The organism is Leptothrix cholodnii SP-6, assembly GCF_000019785.1.
In the GTDB taxonomy this organism is placed as follows: domain Bacteria; phylum Pseudomonadota; class Gammaproteobacteria; order Burkholderiales; family Burkholderiaceae_C; genus Sphaerotilus; species Sphaerotilus cholodnii.
This window is the reverse complement of record NC_010524.1, coordinates 1308228-1322367: the sequence shown is the minus strand read 5'-3', so window position 1 is coordinate 1322367 and position 14140 is coordinate 1308228. Positions and strand designations below refer to the sequence as shown.

Genomic DNA, 14140 nt, shown 5'->3' with positions numbered 1-14140 from the left:
CGAGCGTCCAGCTGCATCCCTCGCCGGATGCCTCCATGCCGGCCTTCAGCCGGCTGGTCTACGGCGCCTGGCGCATCGGTGACGATGCCGACACCAGCCCGGCGCACGTGGCCGCCAAGATCCAGGCCTGTCTCGACCAGGGCATCAGCACCTTCGACCACGCCGACATCTACGGCGACTACCGCTGCGAGGCGCTGTTCGGCGCCGCGCTGCGCGCCCGGCCGGATCTGCGCGCGCAGATCCAGGTCATCACCAAGTGCGACATCCTGCTGCTGTCGGGCCAGTTCCCCGAGCGGCGGGTCAAGCACTACGACACCTCGCCGGCGCACATCCGCGCGTCGGTGGAGCGCTCGCTGGAGCGCCTGGGCGTCGAGCGCATCGACCTGCTGCTGCTGCACCGCCCCGATCCGTTCATGGATGCGGGTGCCACCGGCGCCTGCCTCGACCAGCTGGTCGCAGGTGGCAAGGTGGCGGCGGTGGGCGTGTCGAACTTCAGCCCGGCCGACTGGCAGCTGCTGCAGTCGCGCATGCGCACGCCGCTGGTCACCAACCAGATCGAGCTGGGCCTGCTGGCGCGCAGCGCCTTCACCGACGGGCAGCTGGCCTTCCTGCAGCAGCACCGCGTGCGGCCGATGGCCTGGTCGCCGCTGGGTGGCGGCGCGCTGATGGCGCAGGGCGACGCGGCCAGCCCGGCCGTGCAGCGCCTGCAGCCCGCCCTGCAGCGCATCGCCGCCGAACACGGCGTGATGACCGACGCGGTGGCGCTGGCCTGGCTGCTGGCGCATCCGGCGGGCATCCTGCCGGTGATCGGCACCAACCGGATCGAGCGCATCCAACGCGTCAACGACGCCTTCAAGGTGCGCATCGACCGCCAGACCTGGTTCGAGCTCTGGACCCTGGCCGAAGGCCACGAAGTCCCCTGAAACCCCCGCCACACCGGCCCACAGATCGACAGATCGACAGACCCACACCGATGCGCTCCAAGTCCCGTTCATCCATCAGCCTGACGACCTGGCTGATGCTGGCCCTGCTGGTCATCGTGGCCGACCAGCTCACCAAGGTGCTGATCGTCGCGCGCTTCGCCTACGGCGACAGCGTCACGCTGACGGGCTACTTCAACCTGGTGCGGGTGCACAACACCGGCGCGGCGTTCAGCTTCCTGGCCGACGCCGCGGGCTGGCAGCGCTGGTTCTTCATCACGCTGGGCATCGCCGCGTCGGGCATGTTCATCTGGCTGCTCCGATCGCACGCCAGCCAGAAGCTGTTCGCCTTCTCGGTGTCGATGCTGCTGGGCGGTGCGATCGGCAACGTGATCGACCGCGCCTGGCACGGCTACGTGGTCGACTTCCTGCAGTTCCATTGGGACTTCCTCGCGCCGATCTTTCCGGGCGGCTACTTCCCGTCCTTCAACGTGGCCGACTGCGCCATCACGGCCGGCGCGATCGGGCTGATCCTCGACGAGATCGGGCGCGTGCGGCGCAGCTGAACGCCCGCCCGGTCAACCCGGGTATGGCCGGCTGGTCAACACCGCGCGCCTGACCTACCGTGTCGGGCATCGGATGGAGAGACCCGCATGACCCCAGCAAACTCGATCGGCACCGCCACCCTGATGGCGGGCATCGACGATCCCGCGCAGCCGCCCGAGCCCGGCCGCGACCCGGCCGGCACGCCCCCCGCGCAGCCGGCCAGCCCGCCGTCGCGCAGCCGCTACGAGCTCAACACGCTGAGCTGGGGCGACCCGCTGCGCTGGCTGATGCTGGGCTGGCGCGACTACCTGCGCCACCCCGGCATCGGCACCTTCTACGGCGCGTGTTTCGTGGCGATGGGCTGGGCGCTGATGACGGTGTTCGAGCACGCGCCGGCCTGGACGCTGGCGCTGTCGGGCGGTTTCCTGCTGGTCGGGCCGTTCATGTGCATGGGCATGTACCAGGTCAGCCAGCGGCTCGAACGCGGCGAACGGCCCGACCTGGGCGACTCGCTCACCGCCTGGGACGAGCACATCGGCCAGATGGCGATCTTCGGCTTCGTGCTGCTGGTGCTGGAGATGGTCTGGGCCCGCTCGACGCTGGTGATCTTCGCGCTCAGCTTCGACGGCATGCCCGACTTCAAGGGCTCGCTGATGGCGCTGTTCAACCCCGAGAACATCGAGTTCATCATCGCCTGGATGGCGGTCGGCTCGGCGTTCGCGGTGATCATCTTCTCGGTCAGCGTGGTCAGCATCCCGATGATGCTCGACGCCCAGGTCGACGCCATCACCGCCGGCCTGACCAGCCTGCGCCTGGTGCTGACGCAGACCGGCGTGCTGCTGTTCTGGGGCGCGCTGATCACGGCGCTGGTGGCGCTGGCGATGCTGCCGTGGTTCGCCGGGCTGATGGTGGTCGGGCCGGTGCTCGGCCACGCCAGCTGGCACGCCTACCGCGCCGCGGTGACCCGCATCGACTGACGGCCCGCCGATGCAGCGCCTGACCACCGCCCCCAACCTGGCGCTCGCCACGCTGTGGTGCGACATGCTGACCGGCTCAGGCATCGGCTGCCACGTGCAGCGCGCCTTCGCCAGCAGCATCGCCGGCGAGATCCCGCCCGACCAGAGCCAGCCCGAGCTGTGGGTCGACGACGCCGCGCAGGTCGAGCAGGCGCGCGCGCTGCTGGAGGCGTATCGACACCCGCCGATGCTGCGCTGGGTGTGCGCGGCCTGCGACGAGCTGATCGAAGGTCCGTTCGAACAATGCTGGCGCTGCGGCGCGCTGCGGCCTGACTGATCGAGCGCCGCGCGCCTAGGCGGCGGTGCAGATCGACAGCGGCGACTGCGCCGCGTCCTGGTCGCGCAGGCGCTGCGCAAAGGCCTGCGCGTCGACCGGCCGACCGAACAGCCAGCCCTGCGCCAGGCTGGCATGCAGGCCGCACAGCACGTCGGCCTGCGCGCGCGTCTCGACCCCTTCGGCCACCACCTGCATGCCCAGCGCGTGCGCCATCGACACCGCGGCGCTGACGATGGCGTGGTCGCCCGCATCGCCCGGCAGGCCGTCGACGAAGCTGCGGTCGATCTTGAGCTTGTTGACCGGCAGGTGCTTCAGGTAGGCCAGCGACGACAGCCCGGTGCCGAAGTCGTCGATCGCGATCGACACGCCCCAGTCGCGCAGCCGGTTGAGCAGGCGCAGGTTGACGTCGACGTTGTCGACCAGGGTGTGCTCGGTGAGCTCGATCTCCAGGCGCTGCGGCGCACAGCCGGCGGCATCGACGGCGCTGCGGTACTGCTGCAGCAGCACGTCGCCGCCGAGCTGGCGGGCCGACACGTTGACCGCCATCTGCATCGGCGCCAGACCGTCGGCATCCCAGCGCGCCAGCTGACGGGCGGCTTCGGCCAGCACCCAGCCGCCCAGCGGCACGACCAGGCCGGTGCTCTCGGCCACGTCGATGAAGTCGGCCGGGCCGAGCAGGCCGCGCTGCGGGTGCTGCCAGCGCACCAGCGCCTCGGCGCCGACGGTGCGGCCGCTGGCGAGCTCGACGATCGGCTGGTAGAACAGCCGCAGCTCGCCGCGCTCGAGCGCCAGCCACAGCTCGGACTCGATGCGCAGGCTCTGCTCGGAGGCCGCGCGCAGGTGGGCGTCGAACACCACCACCTGGTTCTTGCCGTTGGCCTTGGCGCGGTACATCGCCAGGTCGGAGGCTCGCAGGACCTCGCTGGCGCTGCTGCCGTCGATCGGGAATCGCGCCACGCCGACGCTGCCGCCCAGGTGCAGCAGGCGGCCGTCGAGCAGGAAGGCACCGCCGAGCGCCTCGCCGATCCGGTGGCCATAACAGTCGGGGTCGCGAAAACCGTTCGGGTCGGGGCAGACGATGACGAACTCGTCGCCGCCGAACCGGTAGGCCCGTGCGCTCGGCGACAGCGCGCCGGTCAGGCGCCGCGCCACCTCGCACAGCAGCGCGTCACCGGCGGCATGGCCGAGCGTGTCGTTGATCTTCTTGAAGTCGTCGATGTCGATCGTCACCACCGAGAAGCCTTCGCCGCCGGCCTGCCCGGCGCGCACGGACTCGGCCAGGTGCTCGCCCGCCGCGTTACGGTTGAACAGGCCGGTGACGGTGTCGACATAGGCGAGGTCGCGCATGCGCCGCTCGATGCGGCGCACGTCGCGCCGCACGCCGACGGCGAACAGGTACGCCAGCAGCAGCGCGACGGCCGCGCACAAGGCGGTGACGCCGGCGGTGGCCGCCGCCTTCAGGTAGAGCGGGCGCATCGGCACCTCGACGCGCACCTGACCGACCGCGGCGCCACCGTGGATGACCGGCTCGAGCACGCTGAGCCAGTCGTCACGCAACAGGTAATCGGCCACATGGACCGGCATGGACTCGGACCGGGCATGCACCACCGGACCGTGCAGGTGGTGCTCCGACAGCACGGCGCCGGTGCGGTCGAACAGCGTGGCGCGGTCGATCGAGCGCACGTTGCTCAGGCTGCCGAGGATTTCGGCCGCCGCCGCCGCATCGCCGAACACCAGTGCGGCGGTCGAGCTGACGGCGATCACGCGCGCCTGGGCGACGGTGTCGTCGACCAGCGTGTCGCGGGCCTGGAAATACAGCGCCACGTTGAGCAGCACGCCGGCCACCGCGAGCGCCAGCCCGGCGGCGATCAGCGCCAGGCGGGTCAGGCGCGAGGCGAGGCTGGTCCGGGTGTCGAGCGTCGACGACGGCAGCAGCTTGGGCGATGGGACGGGCATCGGTGGAGCCAGGTTCGGTGGCGGCGTCGGTGAGAGGTGGCAGTCGGCGTGGGCGTTCATTCGCGCACGCTGCGGGCCAGGCGCAGGAGCTTGGAGCTGACCTGCAGGCTGCTGCGCCGCGCGGCGGCCAGGTCGATGTCGAACGCCACGCGGTCGCCGCGCATCTGCAGCGCGATCACGACACCCGGCTCGGCGCCGCCCTCGGCATCGCCGATCAGCAGCACCGGCGACGGCGGCCCGGTGCGCGCCGGCAGGCGACGCGCACCGCCCTCGCGCTCGACCAGCAGGACGTCGCAGGGCGGGCCGTTGTCGGCGCCCGGCAGCTCGCGCAGCACGAGCCGGAACTGCCGCACGACGCGGTCGTTCAAGGCCAGCAGATGGGGCCACAGCGGGCCGCCGCGCTCGGCACACAGGCGCAGGGGCGTCATCGGCGGCAGATCGGATTCGCCGGGCCATTGCACGAAACCCAGCAGGTTGAACACCACCGCGGCCTTGAGCGGATGGGCGTCCAGCGCCAGCGCGGGCCGGCATGCACCGACGCCCAGCAGCAGCGCGGCCACGAGCGGGCCCAGGCGCAAGCGCAGGCTCAGGCGGGACCAGGGTTGCAGGCGCACGGCAAGGCTCACGATCAGGCTTCAGCGGCCCAGCGGCCAGCTGGCTTCGACCCGCCAGCGGCGACCGGGCACGGCGATCACGGGCTGGCGGAGCGCGTCGGCACCGGGATCGAACAGCTGACGGTCGAAAAGGTTGCGTGCACCCAGCGCCAGATCGGCGCCGATCGCCGACCAGTGGCCGTGCAGGGCCAGGTGGGCCTGGGCCGCACCGGGCGCCGCGCCGCGCCGGCTCTGCGCCTGGAACTCGAGCCCGACGACCCAGTCGTGCGGCAGCGGCAGCATCGCGCTGCCCTTGAGCATGTGCTGCGGATAACCGAGTTCGGCCGCGCCGGCACCGGCGCGCGACGGGCGGCTCAGGCTGTAGTTGAGGCGATAGCGCGCCGCGCCTCGTGCGTGTTCGAGCTCGATCTCGGCACCGCGCAGATCCTGCGTGCCGGCGTTGTCGAAGCGGTAGCGGTCGGCGGCCGCGTCGTAGCCGAGCAGCAGCATCCGGCGGGTCTGGTTGCGGTAGTACGAGCCCGACAGCCGCCACGCCGCCTGCGGCCGCCATTCGGCGATCAGCTCGTCGCCGCGCACCCGCTCGCCGTCGAGCGCCGGATTGCCGACGTAACCCGCCGGGGTGTCGACGGCGTAATGGGCCTCGTAGACATTGGGCGGCCGGAAGGCGCGGCCGTGGATCGCCTTGAAGGTCCAGGATGCGCCGGGCTGATGGATCAGGCCCAGCCGCGGATTGAGCTGCGTGGCCATGCCCGACACCTGATCGGCGCGCGCGCCCAGGTGCAGCGACCAGGTGGGCGACAGCGTCATCTGGTCCTCGAGGTAGATCGCCGTGCGCCGGGCGCGGCGGGCGTCGTCGAGGTAGACCGTGCCGGCCGGGTCGACGTCGAAATTGCCTTGCGCGAGGCGGTTCATGACCTGCGCGTCGACACCCGCCACCAGCCGATGGCCGTCTGCGCGCGTCGACGTGATGCGCGCCTCCAGGCCCCGCCAGTGGCCGTCACCGACGTCGCGGTTGAGGGTCGGCGGCGGGTAGTCCAGCAGGTAGTTGCCGACGAAGTGATATTGGCCGAGGTAGGCCCGCGCGATCACGGCGGTCGCCGCGTCGAGCGTCCAGACGTTTTCGAGGTTGACCTGGCTGTAGCTGTCGCGGTAGCTGTTGCGCGGGTCGCCGTAGATCAGCCCGACGGTGGCCGGCGTGCCCTTGAGCCGCTCGGCATGCAGCACGCTGAGCGCCAGGCCGCCCCGGTCCCAGCGCAGGTAGGCGGCGCTGCGCTGCTCGCCGTCGGTGCCGCGCGACCAGCCGTCGCCGGCGCCGACGCCCACCTGCGCGGCATCGAAGTACGGTTCGCCCGCGCTGACCCGGCGCGACGCCATCAGCTGCAGGCCGCCGCCGGGCAGCGGCGCGTTCAGGGCCGCCTTCAGCGTACGCTCGCCGGCGCTGCCCAGCGCCACCGAGGCCCGGCCGCTGCCGTCGCGGCTCGACTCGCGCGTGATCACGTTGATGACGCCGAACAGCGCATTGGCGCCGTAGACCGCCGAGCCCTGGCCGGGCACGAACTCGATGCGCTCGACCGCCTCCAGGTCAAGCGGAAACTCGCCGCCGATGAAGGCCTGGTCGTAGAGACCGTCGTTGATGCGGTTGCCATCGATCAGCAGCAGCACCCGGGTGTTGAAGTCGCCGCTGGCCAGGAAGCCGCGCACGCCGAGGTAGTCGTAGGTGCGATCGGTGGCCACGGTCACGCCACGCACGCCGCCGAGCGCCTCGCTCAGGGTGCGGTAGCCGAAGGCGCGGATTTCCTCGCGCGTGATCACCGTCACCGCCGAGGCGGCCTGGCTGCGCCGCTGCACGAAACGCGAGGCACCGGTCACCGGCATGTCGAGCAGGGCATCGAGGGGCAGTTCGGCGAGTTCGGCGCTGGCCTCGTTGCCGAGCGCCGGCAGGCTCGCGCAGAGCAAGGACAGAAGGCAGGCGCCGATGGGGATTCGAAGGGTCTTGTGAGTGCGCTTCATCATGGGCCTGTGCCGGTGGGTGAGGCGGATCACCGCGCATCAGACACGCGGCACCCCCTCGCTCCTGTCATCGGCAGGTCCTGGACGAACTTGACGGGCCGGCCCCGGCCTCAGAGCGTCAGGACGCTGCAACCGGTGGTCTTGCGCGCTTCGAGATCACGGTGCGCCTGCGCCACGTCGGCCAGCGCGTAACGCTGGTCGATGCGGATCCGGACCGCGCCGCTGGCGACCATGCCGAACAGGTCGTCGGCCATCTCCTGGGTGCGCTCGCGGGTGGCGATGTGGGTGAACAGCGTGGGCCGCGTCACGTACAGCGAGCCCTTGGCGGCCAGCAGGCCGAGGTTGAACGCATCCACCGGCCCCGAGGCGTTGCCGTAGACGGCCAGCAGGCCGAACGGCGCCAGACAGTCGAGCGAGCCCGCGAAGGTGTCGCGGCCGATCGAGTCGTAGACCGCCTTGACGCCGCGTCCGCCGGTGATCTCCTTGACGCGGGCCACGAAGTCTTCGGTTCGGTAGTTGATGGCGTGGCTGGCGCCCATCTCGAGCGCGAGCGCGCACTTCTCGGGGCTGCCGGCGGTGCCGATCAGGTTCAGGCCCATCGCGCGCGCCCACTGGCAGGCGATCAGGCCGACACCGCCGGCGGCGGCGTGGAACAGGATCGTGTCGCCGGGCTTCAGCCCGCCCTGCGGCTGGGTGCTGCGCAGCAGGTACTGCACCGTCAGGCCCTTGAGCATCATGGCCGCGCCGGTCTCGAAATCGATGCCGTCGGGCAGTTGCACCACGCACTTGGCCGGCATCACGCGCGCCTCGCAGTAGCTGCCGGGCGGCTGGCTGGCGTAGGCGACGCGGTCGCCTTCCTGCAGGTGGGTGACACCCTCGCCCACCATCTCGACGATGCCCGCGCCTTCCATGCCCAGCGCCAGCGGCAGGGCGTTCGGATAGAGGCCGGTGCGCTGGTAGACGTCGATGAAGTTCAGCCCGGCGGCGTGGTGGCGGATGCGCACCTCGCCCGGGCCGGGCTCGCCCACCGTCAGGTCGACCAGCTGCATCACCTCGGGGCCGCCGAACTGCTGGATCTGGATCGCACGTGTCATCTGTTCATCTCCTGGATTGCTCGGGCGCAAAGGCTGGCCCGACCGGGCGATCAGCATAAGCGATGCCCATGGCCGGCGCAGAACGTGGCGGCGTTGCACGCACCGCAGCAAAGGCCGCGCGGCTTGGCTACGATGCCCGACCTTTCGTCTGCCCTGCGCCACCATGACCCTGACCCCGCGACTGATCCTGCTGCTCACCGTGCCGCCGCTGCTGTGGGCCGGCAACGCGGTGGTCGGGCGGCTGACGGTGCCGCTGGTGCCGCCGCTGCTGCTCAACGCGGTGCGCTGGGCGGTGGTGCTGCTGGTGCTGCTGGTGCTGGGCTGGCGCGCCATCGCCAGCGCGCAGCAGCGCCGCGAGGTGGTCTCGCGCTGGCGCTATCTGGGCCTGATCGGCCTGCTCGGCGTGGGCGCCTACAACGCGCTGCAGTACCTGGCGCTGACCACCTCGACGCCGATCAACGTGACGCTGATCGCCGCCAGCATGCCGCTGTGGATGCTGCTGGTCGGGGTGCTGTTCTTTCGCGAGCACCCGCGCTGGCAGCAGGTGGCGGGCGCGGCGCTGTCGCTGGCCGGCGTGGCCACGGTGCTCAGCCGCGGCAACCCGGCCGCGCTGGCCGACGTGCACTTCGTGCAGGGCGACCTCTACATGCTGATGGCCTCGGCCAGCTGGGCCGGCTACAGCTGGCTGCTGGTGCGACCGCCGCCGTCGATGCAGGGATCGGCCCGCCCGATGGTGCCGGGCGGGCCGCAAACACAGGGCGCCCCGCGGCCCTGGAACTGGGCCGAGTTCCTGCTCGTGCAGACGCTGTTCGGCCTGCTGTGGGCCGGCAGCGCCGCCGGGCTCGAGGCCGTGCTGACGCCGCGCCAGCCGCAATGGACGCCGTGGGTCGGGGTGGCGATCGCCTACATCGTGATCGGCCCGTCGCTGCTCGCCTACGGCTTCTGGGGTCGCGCGGTGGCGCTGGCCGGGCCGGCCACCGCCGGCGTGTTTGCCAACCTCACGCCGCTGTTCGCCGCCCTGATGTCGACCGCGCTGCTGGGCGAGGCGCCGCACCTCTACCACGGCGCGGCCTTCGCGCTGATCGTGGCCGGCATCCTGGTGTCGTCGCGGCGCTGACGCGTCGCCGGGCGACACCGGCCCGGTTCAGAACGTGCCGGGGTAGGCGCCGCCGTCGATCAGCAGGTTCTGGCCGGTGATGTAGCCGGCCATCGGGCTGCACAGGAAGGCGCAGTAGGCGCCGAACTCGTCGGGCCGGCCGAAGCGCCGTGCCGGGATGGCCTGCGCGCGAGCCCCGCGCAAGGCCTCGACGGTGCGCCCCGTCTTGGCCGCGGCGCCGTCGAAGGTGGCGCGCAGCCGGTCGGTATCGAAAGCGCCCGGCATCAGGTTGTTGATCGTGACGTCGTTCTGCGCCAGCTGCGGCTGGCGCGCCAGTCCGGCGACGAAACCGGTCAGGCCGCTGCGCGCGCCGTTGGACAGGCCGAGGATGTCGATCGGCGCCTTCACCGCGGCCGAGGTGATGTTGATGACGCGGCCGTAGCCGCGCGCGGCCATCGCGTCGACGGTGGCGCGCATCAGCTCGATCGGCGTGAGCATGTTGGCATCGAGCGCCCGCAGCCAGGCCTCGCGGTCCCAGTCGCGGAAATCGCCGGTCGGCGGACCGCCGGCGTTGGTGACCAGGATGTCGACCTGCGGACAGGCCGCCAGCGCATCGGCGCGGCCCTCGGGCGTGGTGATGTCGCCCACCACCGTGCGGACCTGCAGTGCGGCCGGGTGGCGCTGGCGCAATTCGGCGGCGCTGTGCTGCAGCGCGGCCTCGTTGCGGGCGGTGATCACCAGGTTGACGCCTTCGGCGGCCAGCGCCTGCGCGCAACCCAAGCCCAAGCCCTTGCTCGCGCCGCACACCAGCGCCCATCTGCCTGCAATGCCGAGATCCATGATCCGTTCATCCTTCGATTCGAAAACCCGGCTCAGCGCCAGCGCGCCAGCAGCCATACACCCGTGAACACCAGCAGCGTGCCCACCGCGAGCCACGGCGTGAACGGCTCGCCGAGGATCACGATGCCCATCAGGATCGTGCTCATCGGCCCGACCAGGCCGCACTGCGCCGCCAGCGCGGCACCGAGCCGCTCGATGCCCAGCATCACCAGGATCACCGGCGCGAAGGTGCAGGCGGTGGCGTTGAGCAGCGACAGCCACAGCACCTCGGGCGCCACCGCAGCCAGGCTGCCGAGCGGACGCAGCAGCACGAACTGGCCGATGCACAGCAGGCAGGCCACCGTGGTCGCCAGCCCGGTCAGCCGCAAGGCGCCCAGGCGCTTGACCTCTTCGCCGCTGTAGAGCAGGTAGACCGCATAACTGACCGCGCTGCCGAACACCAGCGCGGTGCCCAGCATCACGTGGTCGCCCTGCAGCTTGAGCTCCTGGCCGAACACCGCCAGCACGCCGGCATAGCTGACCGCCAGCGCGATCAGCTGACGCGCACCGATCGGGCGGCGCAACAGCACCAGCCCGAGCAGCAGCACCAGCGTCGGGTTGAGATACAGGATCAGGCGCTCGAGGCTGGCGCTGATGTAGGCCAGGCCGGCAAAGTCGAGAAAGCTCGCCAGGTAGTAGCCCGAGAAACCCAGGCCCAGCACGGTCAGCCGGTCACGCCGCGTCAGCGCCGGCTTGCCACGCCCGGCCCACCACGCCAGGCCGACGAACAGCGGCAGCGCGAACAGCATGCGCAGCATCAGCAAGGTGATCGCGTCGACCCCGTGCCGGTAGGCCAGCTTGACGATGATGGCCTTGCCCGAGAACGCCACCGAGCCGATCAGCGCGAACGCCAGCCCCGGCCACAGGCGCGGGGCGACGGGAATCGGCAACGGGGCCACGGCGGAAGAACTCATGCGACCGATTCTAGGCAGGCAAAAAAATGACCCCGTGAAGCCGTCAACGGGCCGCACGGGGTCTCGGGTCGGGCTCCGCCCGGGCCTGCAGCCCGGACGGTGGCGCAACGATTACAGCTTCTGCTGCTGCATGAAGTCGTCGAAGCCGGCTTCGGCAAAGCGGAACCACAGGTTCTGCTCGGCGCGGAACTTGGCGAAGTCGGTGTAGACCTTCTTCCAGTTCGGGTTCTTGGCCGACAGCTCGCTGTACAGGGCCTGCGATTCCTTGAAGGCCGCGTCCATGATGTCCTTGGGCGTGCGGAACAGCTTGCTGCCGCCGGCCACCAGCTGCTTGAGCGCTACCGGGTTCTTGCCGTCGTACTTGGCCTGCATGTCGACGTGTGCGTACATCGAAGCGGCTTCGATGATGGCCTTGTACTCGGGCGTCAGTGCGCCGTAGGCCTTCTGGTTGATGAAGAAGTCGATCTGCGGGCCGCCTTCCCACCAGGCCGGATAGGCGTAGTGAGGCGCCACCTTGTTGAAGCCGAGCTTCTGGTCGTCATAGGGGCCGATCCATTCGGCCGCGTCGATGGTGCCCTTTTCGAGCGCCTGGTAGATCTCGCCACCGGGGATGTTCTGCGGCACGCCGCCCAGGCGCTCGAGCACCTTGCCGGCGAAACCGCCGATGCGGAACTTCAGGCCCTTCATGTCGGCCATCGAGGTCAGCGGCTTGCGGAACCAGCCGCCCATCTGGGCGCCGGTGTTGCCGCCCAGGAAGTTGATCATGTTGTATTGCGCGTAGAACTCGCGCATCAGCTTCAGGCCGTTGCCTTCGAGCATCCAGGCGGTCATCTGACGGCTGTTGAGGCCGAACGGCACGCAAGCGCCGAGCGCGAAGGTCTCGTCCTTGCCGAAGAAGTAATAGGGCACCGTGTGCGCCACCTCGACCGTGCCGTTCTGGACGCCGTCGACCACGCCGAACGCGGGCATCAGCTCACCGCCGCTGTGCACCGAGATCTGGAACTTGCCGCCCGACAGCTCGGACACCTTCTTGGAGAACTCGTCGGCGGCGCCGTAGATGGTGTCCAGCGACTTCGGGAAGCTCGACGCCAGGCGCCAGCGGATGTTGGCTTGCGCATTGACGATTGCCGGTGCGGCACCCGCGGCGAGAACACCGGCGATACCGGCCTGGCGAACGAAGGAACGACGTTGCATGCAAAGACTCCTGATCCTGTCGGGGGGGGGAACGTATCGAATGATTCTAGAAAACACCATCGGCCACCCGGCCGGGTGCTTTCCCCTGCGCAAGACTGCGTAGGTGAAAGTGCAACGGCTCAGTGCCCGGCGATGGTCATGCGCTCGACCAGCACCGAGCCCATCGTCTTGCTGCCGGCGTTGTAGGTGTCGGCGCCGACCGCGACGATCCGGGCCAGCATGTCGCGCAGATTGCCGGCGATGGTGATCTCCTCGACCGGGAAGGCGATCTCGCCGTTCTCGACCCAGAAACCCGCCGCGCCACGCGAGTAGTCGCCCGTCACGTAGTTGACGCCCTGGCCCATCAGCTCGACCACGAACAGGCCGCGGTGCAGCTTGCGCAGCATCGCCGGCAGGTCGTCGCCGCGACGCGTCAGGCGGCTGGTCAGCGTCAGGTTCTGCGAGCCGCCGGCGTGGCCGGTGGTGTGCATGCCGAGCTTGCGCGCCGAATAGCTCGACAGGAAATAACCGAGCGTGACGCCGGCCTCGACCACGGTGCGCGCGCGCGTCAGCACGCCTTCGTCGTCGAACGGCGCGCTGCCCTTGCCCTTGGGGATGTGCGGATCCTCGCGCACGTCGATGTGGCTCGGGAAGATCGCCTGGCCGAGGCTGTCCTGCAGGAAGCTCGCCTTGCGGTAGAGCGAGCCGCCGCTGGTGCCGTTGACGTAGGCACCCAGCAGGCCGGCGGCCACCGGCGCCTCGAACAGCACCGGCACCTCGCAGGTCTTGATCTTGCGCGACTTCAGGCGCGACAGCGCCCGCTCGGCGGCGTAGCGGCCGACCGATTCGGGCGAGCTCAGGTCGAGCGCATCGCGCATCGAGCTGTACCAGGCGTCGCGCTGCATGTCGCGGCCGCGCCCGGCGATCGGCGAGACCGACAGCGAATGGCGCGAACTCGAATAGCCGCCGCGGAAACCACGGCTGTTGCCGGCAAAGAAGTGCGACTGCTGGGCCGACACCGCCGCGCCCTCGGAATTGGTGATGCGCTTGTCGACCGACAGCGCCGCGGCCTCGCAGCGCAGCGCGATCTCGCTGGCGGTCTGGGCGTCGATCGCCCAAGGATGGAACAGCCCGAGGTCACGCACCGCGGCGTCACCCAGCGCCAGGTCGGCGGCGTCGGGCAGGCCGGCGGCGCTGTCCTCGGCGGTGAAGCGGGCGATGTCGTAGGCCGCCTGCACGGTCTGGCGCAAGGCGGCGGGGGCGAAATCGGAGGTGCTGGCGTTGCCGCGGCGCTGGCCGATGTAGACCGTCACGCCGATCGCCTTGTCGCGGTTGCGCTCGACGTTCTCGATCTCGCCCTTGCGCACCGACACCGACAGTCCGGCGCCTTCGGAGACCTCGACACCGGCGTCGCTGGCACCGAGCTCGCGGGCCAGCGCCAGCGAGTCTTCGACCAGTTGCTGGAACTGCTCGCGGCTGTAGGCGAAACCCTGGCTCGAAGTGGTGTTGGACGTCGACGCGGACGAGGACGAGGACGAAGAAGCGGCGCTGTCGAGGGTGGTCATGGACGCTCGGGGTGGCTCGCGGACGGGGCCGCGAAAGTGGCTGCCCGGTGCGTCTGGAGGCGGCCTGAGGGCCGCTCGGC

At 70.6% G+C, this 14140-nt stretch carries 13 protein-coding genes; 5 read left to right on the top strand and 8 right to left on the bottom strand.

Annotation, left to right across the window (positions count from 1 at the left end):
- Positions 1 to 35: 35 nt before the first annotated feature.
- From LCHO_RS06165 to LCHO_RS06150, 4 genes are all read left to right on the top strand, one after another.
- Positions 36 to 923, top strand: coding sequence for an aldo/keto reductase (locus LCHO_RS06165; protein ID WP_012346266.1), 888 nt, complete (start codon positions 36 to 38; stop codon positions 921 to 923).
- Between the two features lie 50 nt (positions 924 to 973).
- On the top strand, positions 974 to 1486 hold the full coding sequence (gene lspA, locus LCHO_RS06160) for a signal peptidase II (protein ID WP_012346265.1): 513 nt from the start codon (positions 974 to 976) through the stop codon (positions 1484 to 1486).
- 87 nt (positions 1487 to 1573) lie between these two features.
- Positions 1574 to 2443 (top strand): DUF2189 domain-containing protein, encoded by an 870-nt coding sequence (locus tag LCHO_RS06155; RefSeq protein WP_012346264.1) that lies wholly within the window; start codon positions 1574 to 1576, stop codon positions 2441 to 2443.
- Between the two features lie 10 nt (positions 2444 to 2453).
- The gene (locus LCHO_RS06150) at positions 2454 to 2759 is read left to right on the top strand and encodes a putative signal transducing protein (RefSeq protein WP_012346263.1); all 306 of its coding nucleotides are present in this window, start codon (positions 2454 to 2456) and stop codon (positions 2757 to 2759) included.
- Positions 2760 to 2774: 15 nt separating this feature from the next.
- Here LCHO_RS06150 and LCHO_RS06145 read toward each other — a convergent pair whose 3' ends face one another.
- The 4 genes from LCHO_RS06145 to LCHO_RS06130 all read right to left on the bottom strand — a co-directional run bounded on the left by LCHO_RS06145 (position 2775) and on the right by LCHO_RS06130 (position 8433).
- On the bottom strand, positions 2775 to 4715 hold the full coding sequence (locus LCHO_RS06145; RefSeq protein WP_050757297.1) for a putative bifunctional diguanylate cyclase/phosphodiesterase: 1941 nt from the start codon (positions 4713 to 4715) through the stop codon (positions 2775 to 2777).
- 56 nt (positions 4716 to 4771) lie between these two features.
- Positions 4772 to 5341 carry a YfiR family protein gene (locus tag LCHO_RS06140; RefSeq protein ID WP_223210510.1) on the bottom strand — a complete coding sequence of 190 codons (570 nt, stop codon included), beginning with the start codon at positions 5339 to 5341 and terminating at the stop codon, positions 4772 to 4774.
- 9 nt (positions 5342 to 5350) lie between these two features.
- Positions 5351 to 7342: a TonB-dependent receptor plug domain-containing protein gene (locus tag LCHO_RS06135; protein WP_083772685.1), complete on the bottom strand. Its 1992-nt coding sequence runs from the start codon at positions 7340 to 7342 to the stop codon at positions 5351 to 5353.
- A gap of 107 nt (positions 7343 to 7449) precedes the next feature.
- Complete coding sequence (locus LCHO_RS06130) at positions 7450 to 8433, bottom strand: quinone oxidoreductase family protein (protein ID WP_012346259.1); 984 nt, start codon at positions 8431 to 8433, stop codon at positions 7450 to 7452.
- 163 nt (positions 8434 to 8596) lie between these two features.
- Between LCHO_RS06130 and LCHO_RS06125 the strand changes: the two genes are divergently transcribed.
- Positions 8597 to 9550: a DMT family transporter gene (locus tag LCHO_RS06125; protein WP_012346258.1), complete on the top strand. Its 954-nt coding sequence runs from the start codon at positions 8597 to 8599 to the stop codon at positions 9548 to 9550.
- Between the two features lie 27 nt (positions 9551 to 9577).
- On the opposite strand, the gene LCHO_RS06120 is transcribed toward LCHO_RS06125, so the two are convergent.
- The 4 genes from LCHO_RS06120 to pmbA all read right to left on the bottom strand — a co-directional run bounded on the left by LCHO_RS06120 (position 9578) and on the right by pmbA (position 14060).
- Positions 9578 to 10369: an SDR family oxidoreductase gene (locus LCHO_RS06120; RefSeq protein WP_012346257.1), complete on the bottom strand. Its 792-nt coding sequence runs from the start codon at positions 10367 to 10369 to the stop codon at positions 9578 to 9580.
- A 32-nt stretch (positions 10370 to 10401) separates the two neighbouring features.
- Positions 10402 to 11322 carry a DMT family transporter gene (locus LCHO_RS06115; RefSeq protein ID WP_012346256.1) on the bottom strand — a complete coding sequence of 307 codons (921 nt, stop codon included), beginning with the start codon at positions 11320 to 11322 and terminating at the stop codon, positions 10402 to 10404.
- Between the two features lie 111 nt (positions 11323 to 11433).
- Positions 11434 to 12516, bottom strand: a complete 1083-nt coding sequence (locus LCHO_RS06110) for a TRAP transporter substrate-binding protein (protein WP_012346255.1) — start codon at positions 12514 to 12516, stop codon at positions 11434 to 11436.
- Between the two features lie 119 nt (positions 12517 to 12635).
- Entirely contained in the window at positions 12636 to 14060 is a 1425-nt protein-coding gene (pmbA, locus tag LCHO_RS06105) for a metalloprotease PmbA (RefSeq protein WP_012346254.1), read from the bottom strand.
- Positions 14061 to 14140 lie beyond the last annotated feature (80 nt).

What these genes read in the sequence shown, in the direction of transcription:
- LCHO_RS06165 (WP_012346266.1), top strand. Translation starts at nt 36, where the DNA reads ATGCCGGCCTTCAGCCGGCTGGTCTACGGCGCCTGGCGCATCGGTGAC.
- lspA (WP_012346265.1), top strand. Translation starts at nt 974, where the DNA reads ATGCGCTCCAAGTCCCGTTCATCCATCAGCCTGACGACCTGGCTGATG.
- LCHO_RS06155 (WP_012346264.1), top strand. Translation starts at nt 1,574, where the DNA reads ATGACCCCAGCAAACTCGATCGGCACCGCCACCCTGATGGCGGGCATC.
- LCHO_RS06150 (WP_012346263.1), top strand. Translation starts at nt 2,454, where the DNA reads ATGCAGCGCCTGACCACCGCCCCCAACCTGGCGCTCGCCACGCTGTGG.
- LCHO_RS06145 (WP_050757297.1), bottom strand. Translation starts at nt 4,715, where the DNA reads ATGCCCGTCCCATCGCCCAAGCTGCTGCCGTCGTCGACGCTCGACACC.
- LCHO_RS06135 (WP_083772685.1), bottom strand. Translation starts at nt 7,342, where the DNA reads ATGATGAAGCGCACTCACAAGACCCTTCGAATCCCCATCGGCGCCTGC.
- LCHO_RS06130 (WP_012346259.1), bottom strand. Translation starts at nt 8,433, where the DNA reads ATGACACGTGCGATCCAGATCCAGCAGTTCGGCGGCCCCGAGGTGATG.
- LCHO_RS06125 (WP_012346258.1), top strand. Translation starts at nt 8,597, where the DNA reads ATGACCCTGACCCCGCGACTGATCCTGCTGCTCACCGTGCCGCCGCTG.
- LCHO_RS06120 (WP_012346257.1), bottom strand. Translation starts at nt 10,369, where the DNA reads ATGGATCTCGGCATTGCAGGCAGATGGGCGCTGGTGTGCGGCGCGAGC.
- LCHO_RS06115 (WP_012346256.1), bottom strand. Translation starts at nt 11,322, where the DNA reads ATGAGTTCTTCCGCCGTGGCCCCGTTGCCGATTCCCGTCGCCCCGCGC.
- LCHO_RS06110 (WP_012346255.1), bottom strand. Translation starts at nt 12,516, where the DNA reads ATGCAACGTCGTTCCTTCGTTCGCCAGGCCGGTATCGCCGGTGTTCTC.
- pmbA (WP_012346254.1), bottom strand. Translation starts at nt 14,060, where the DNA reads ATGACCACCCTCGACAGCGCCGCTTCTTCGTCCTCGTCCTCGTCCGCG.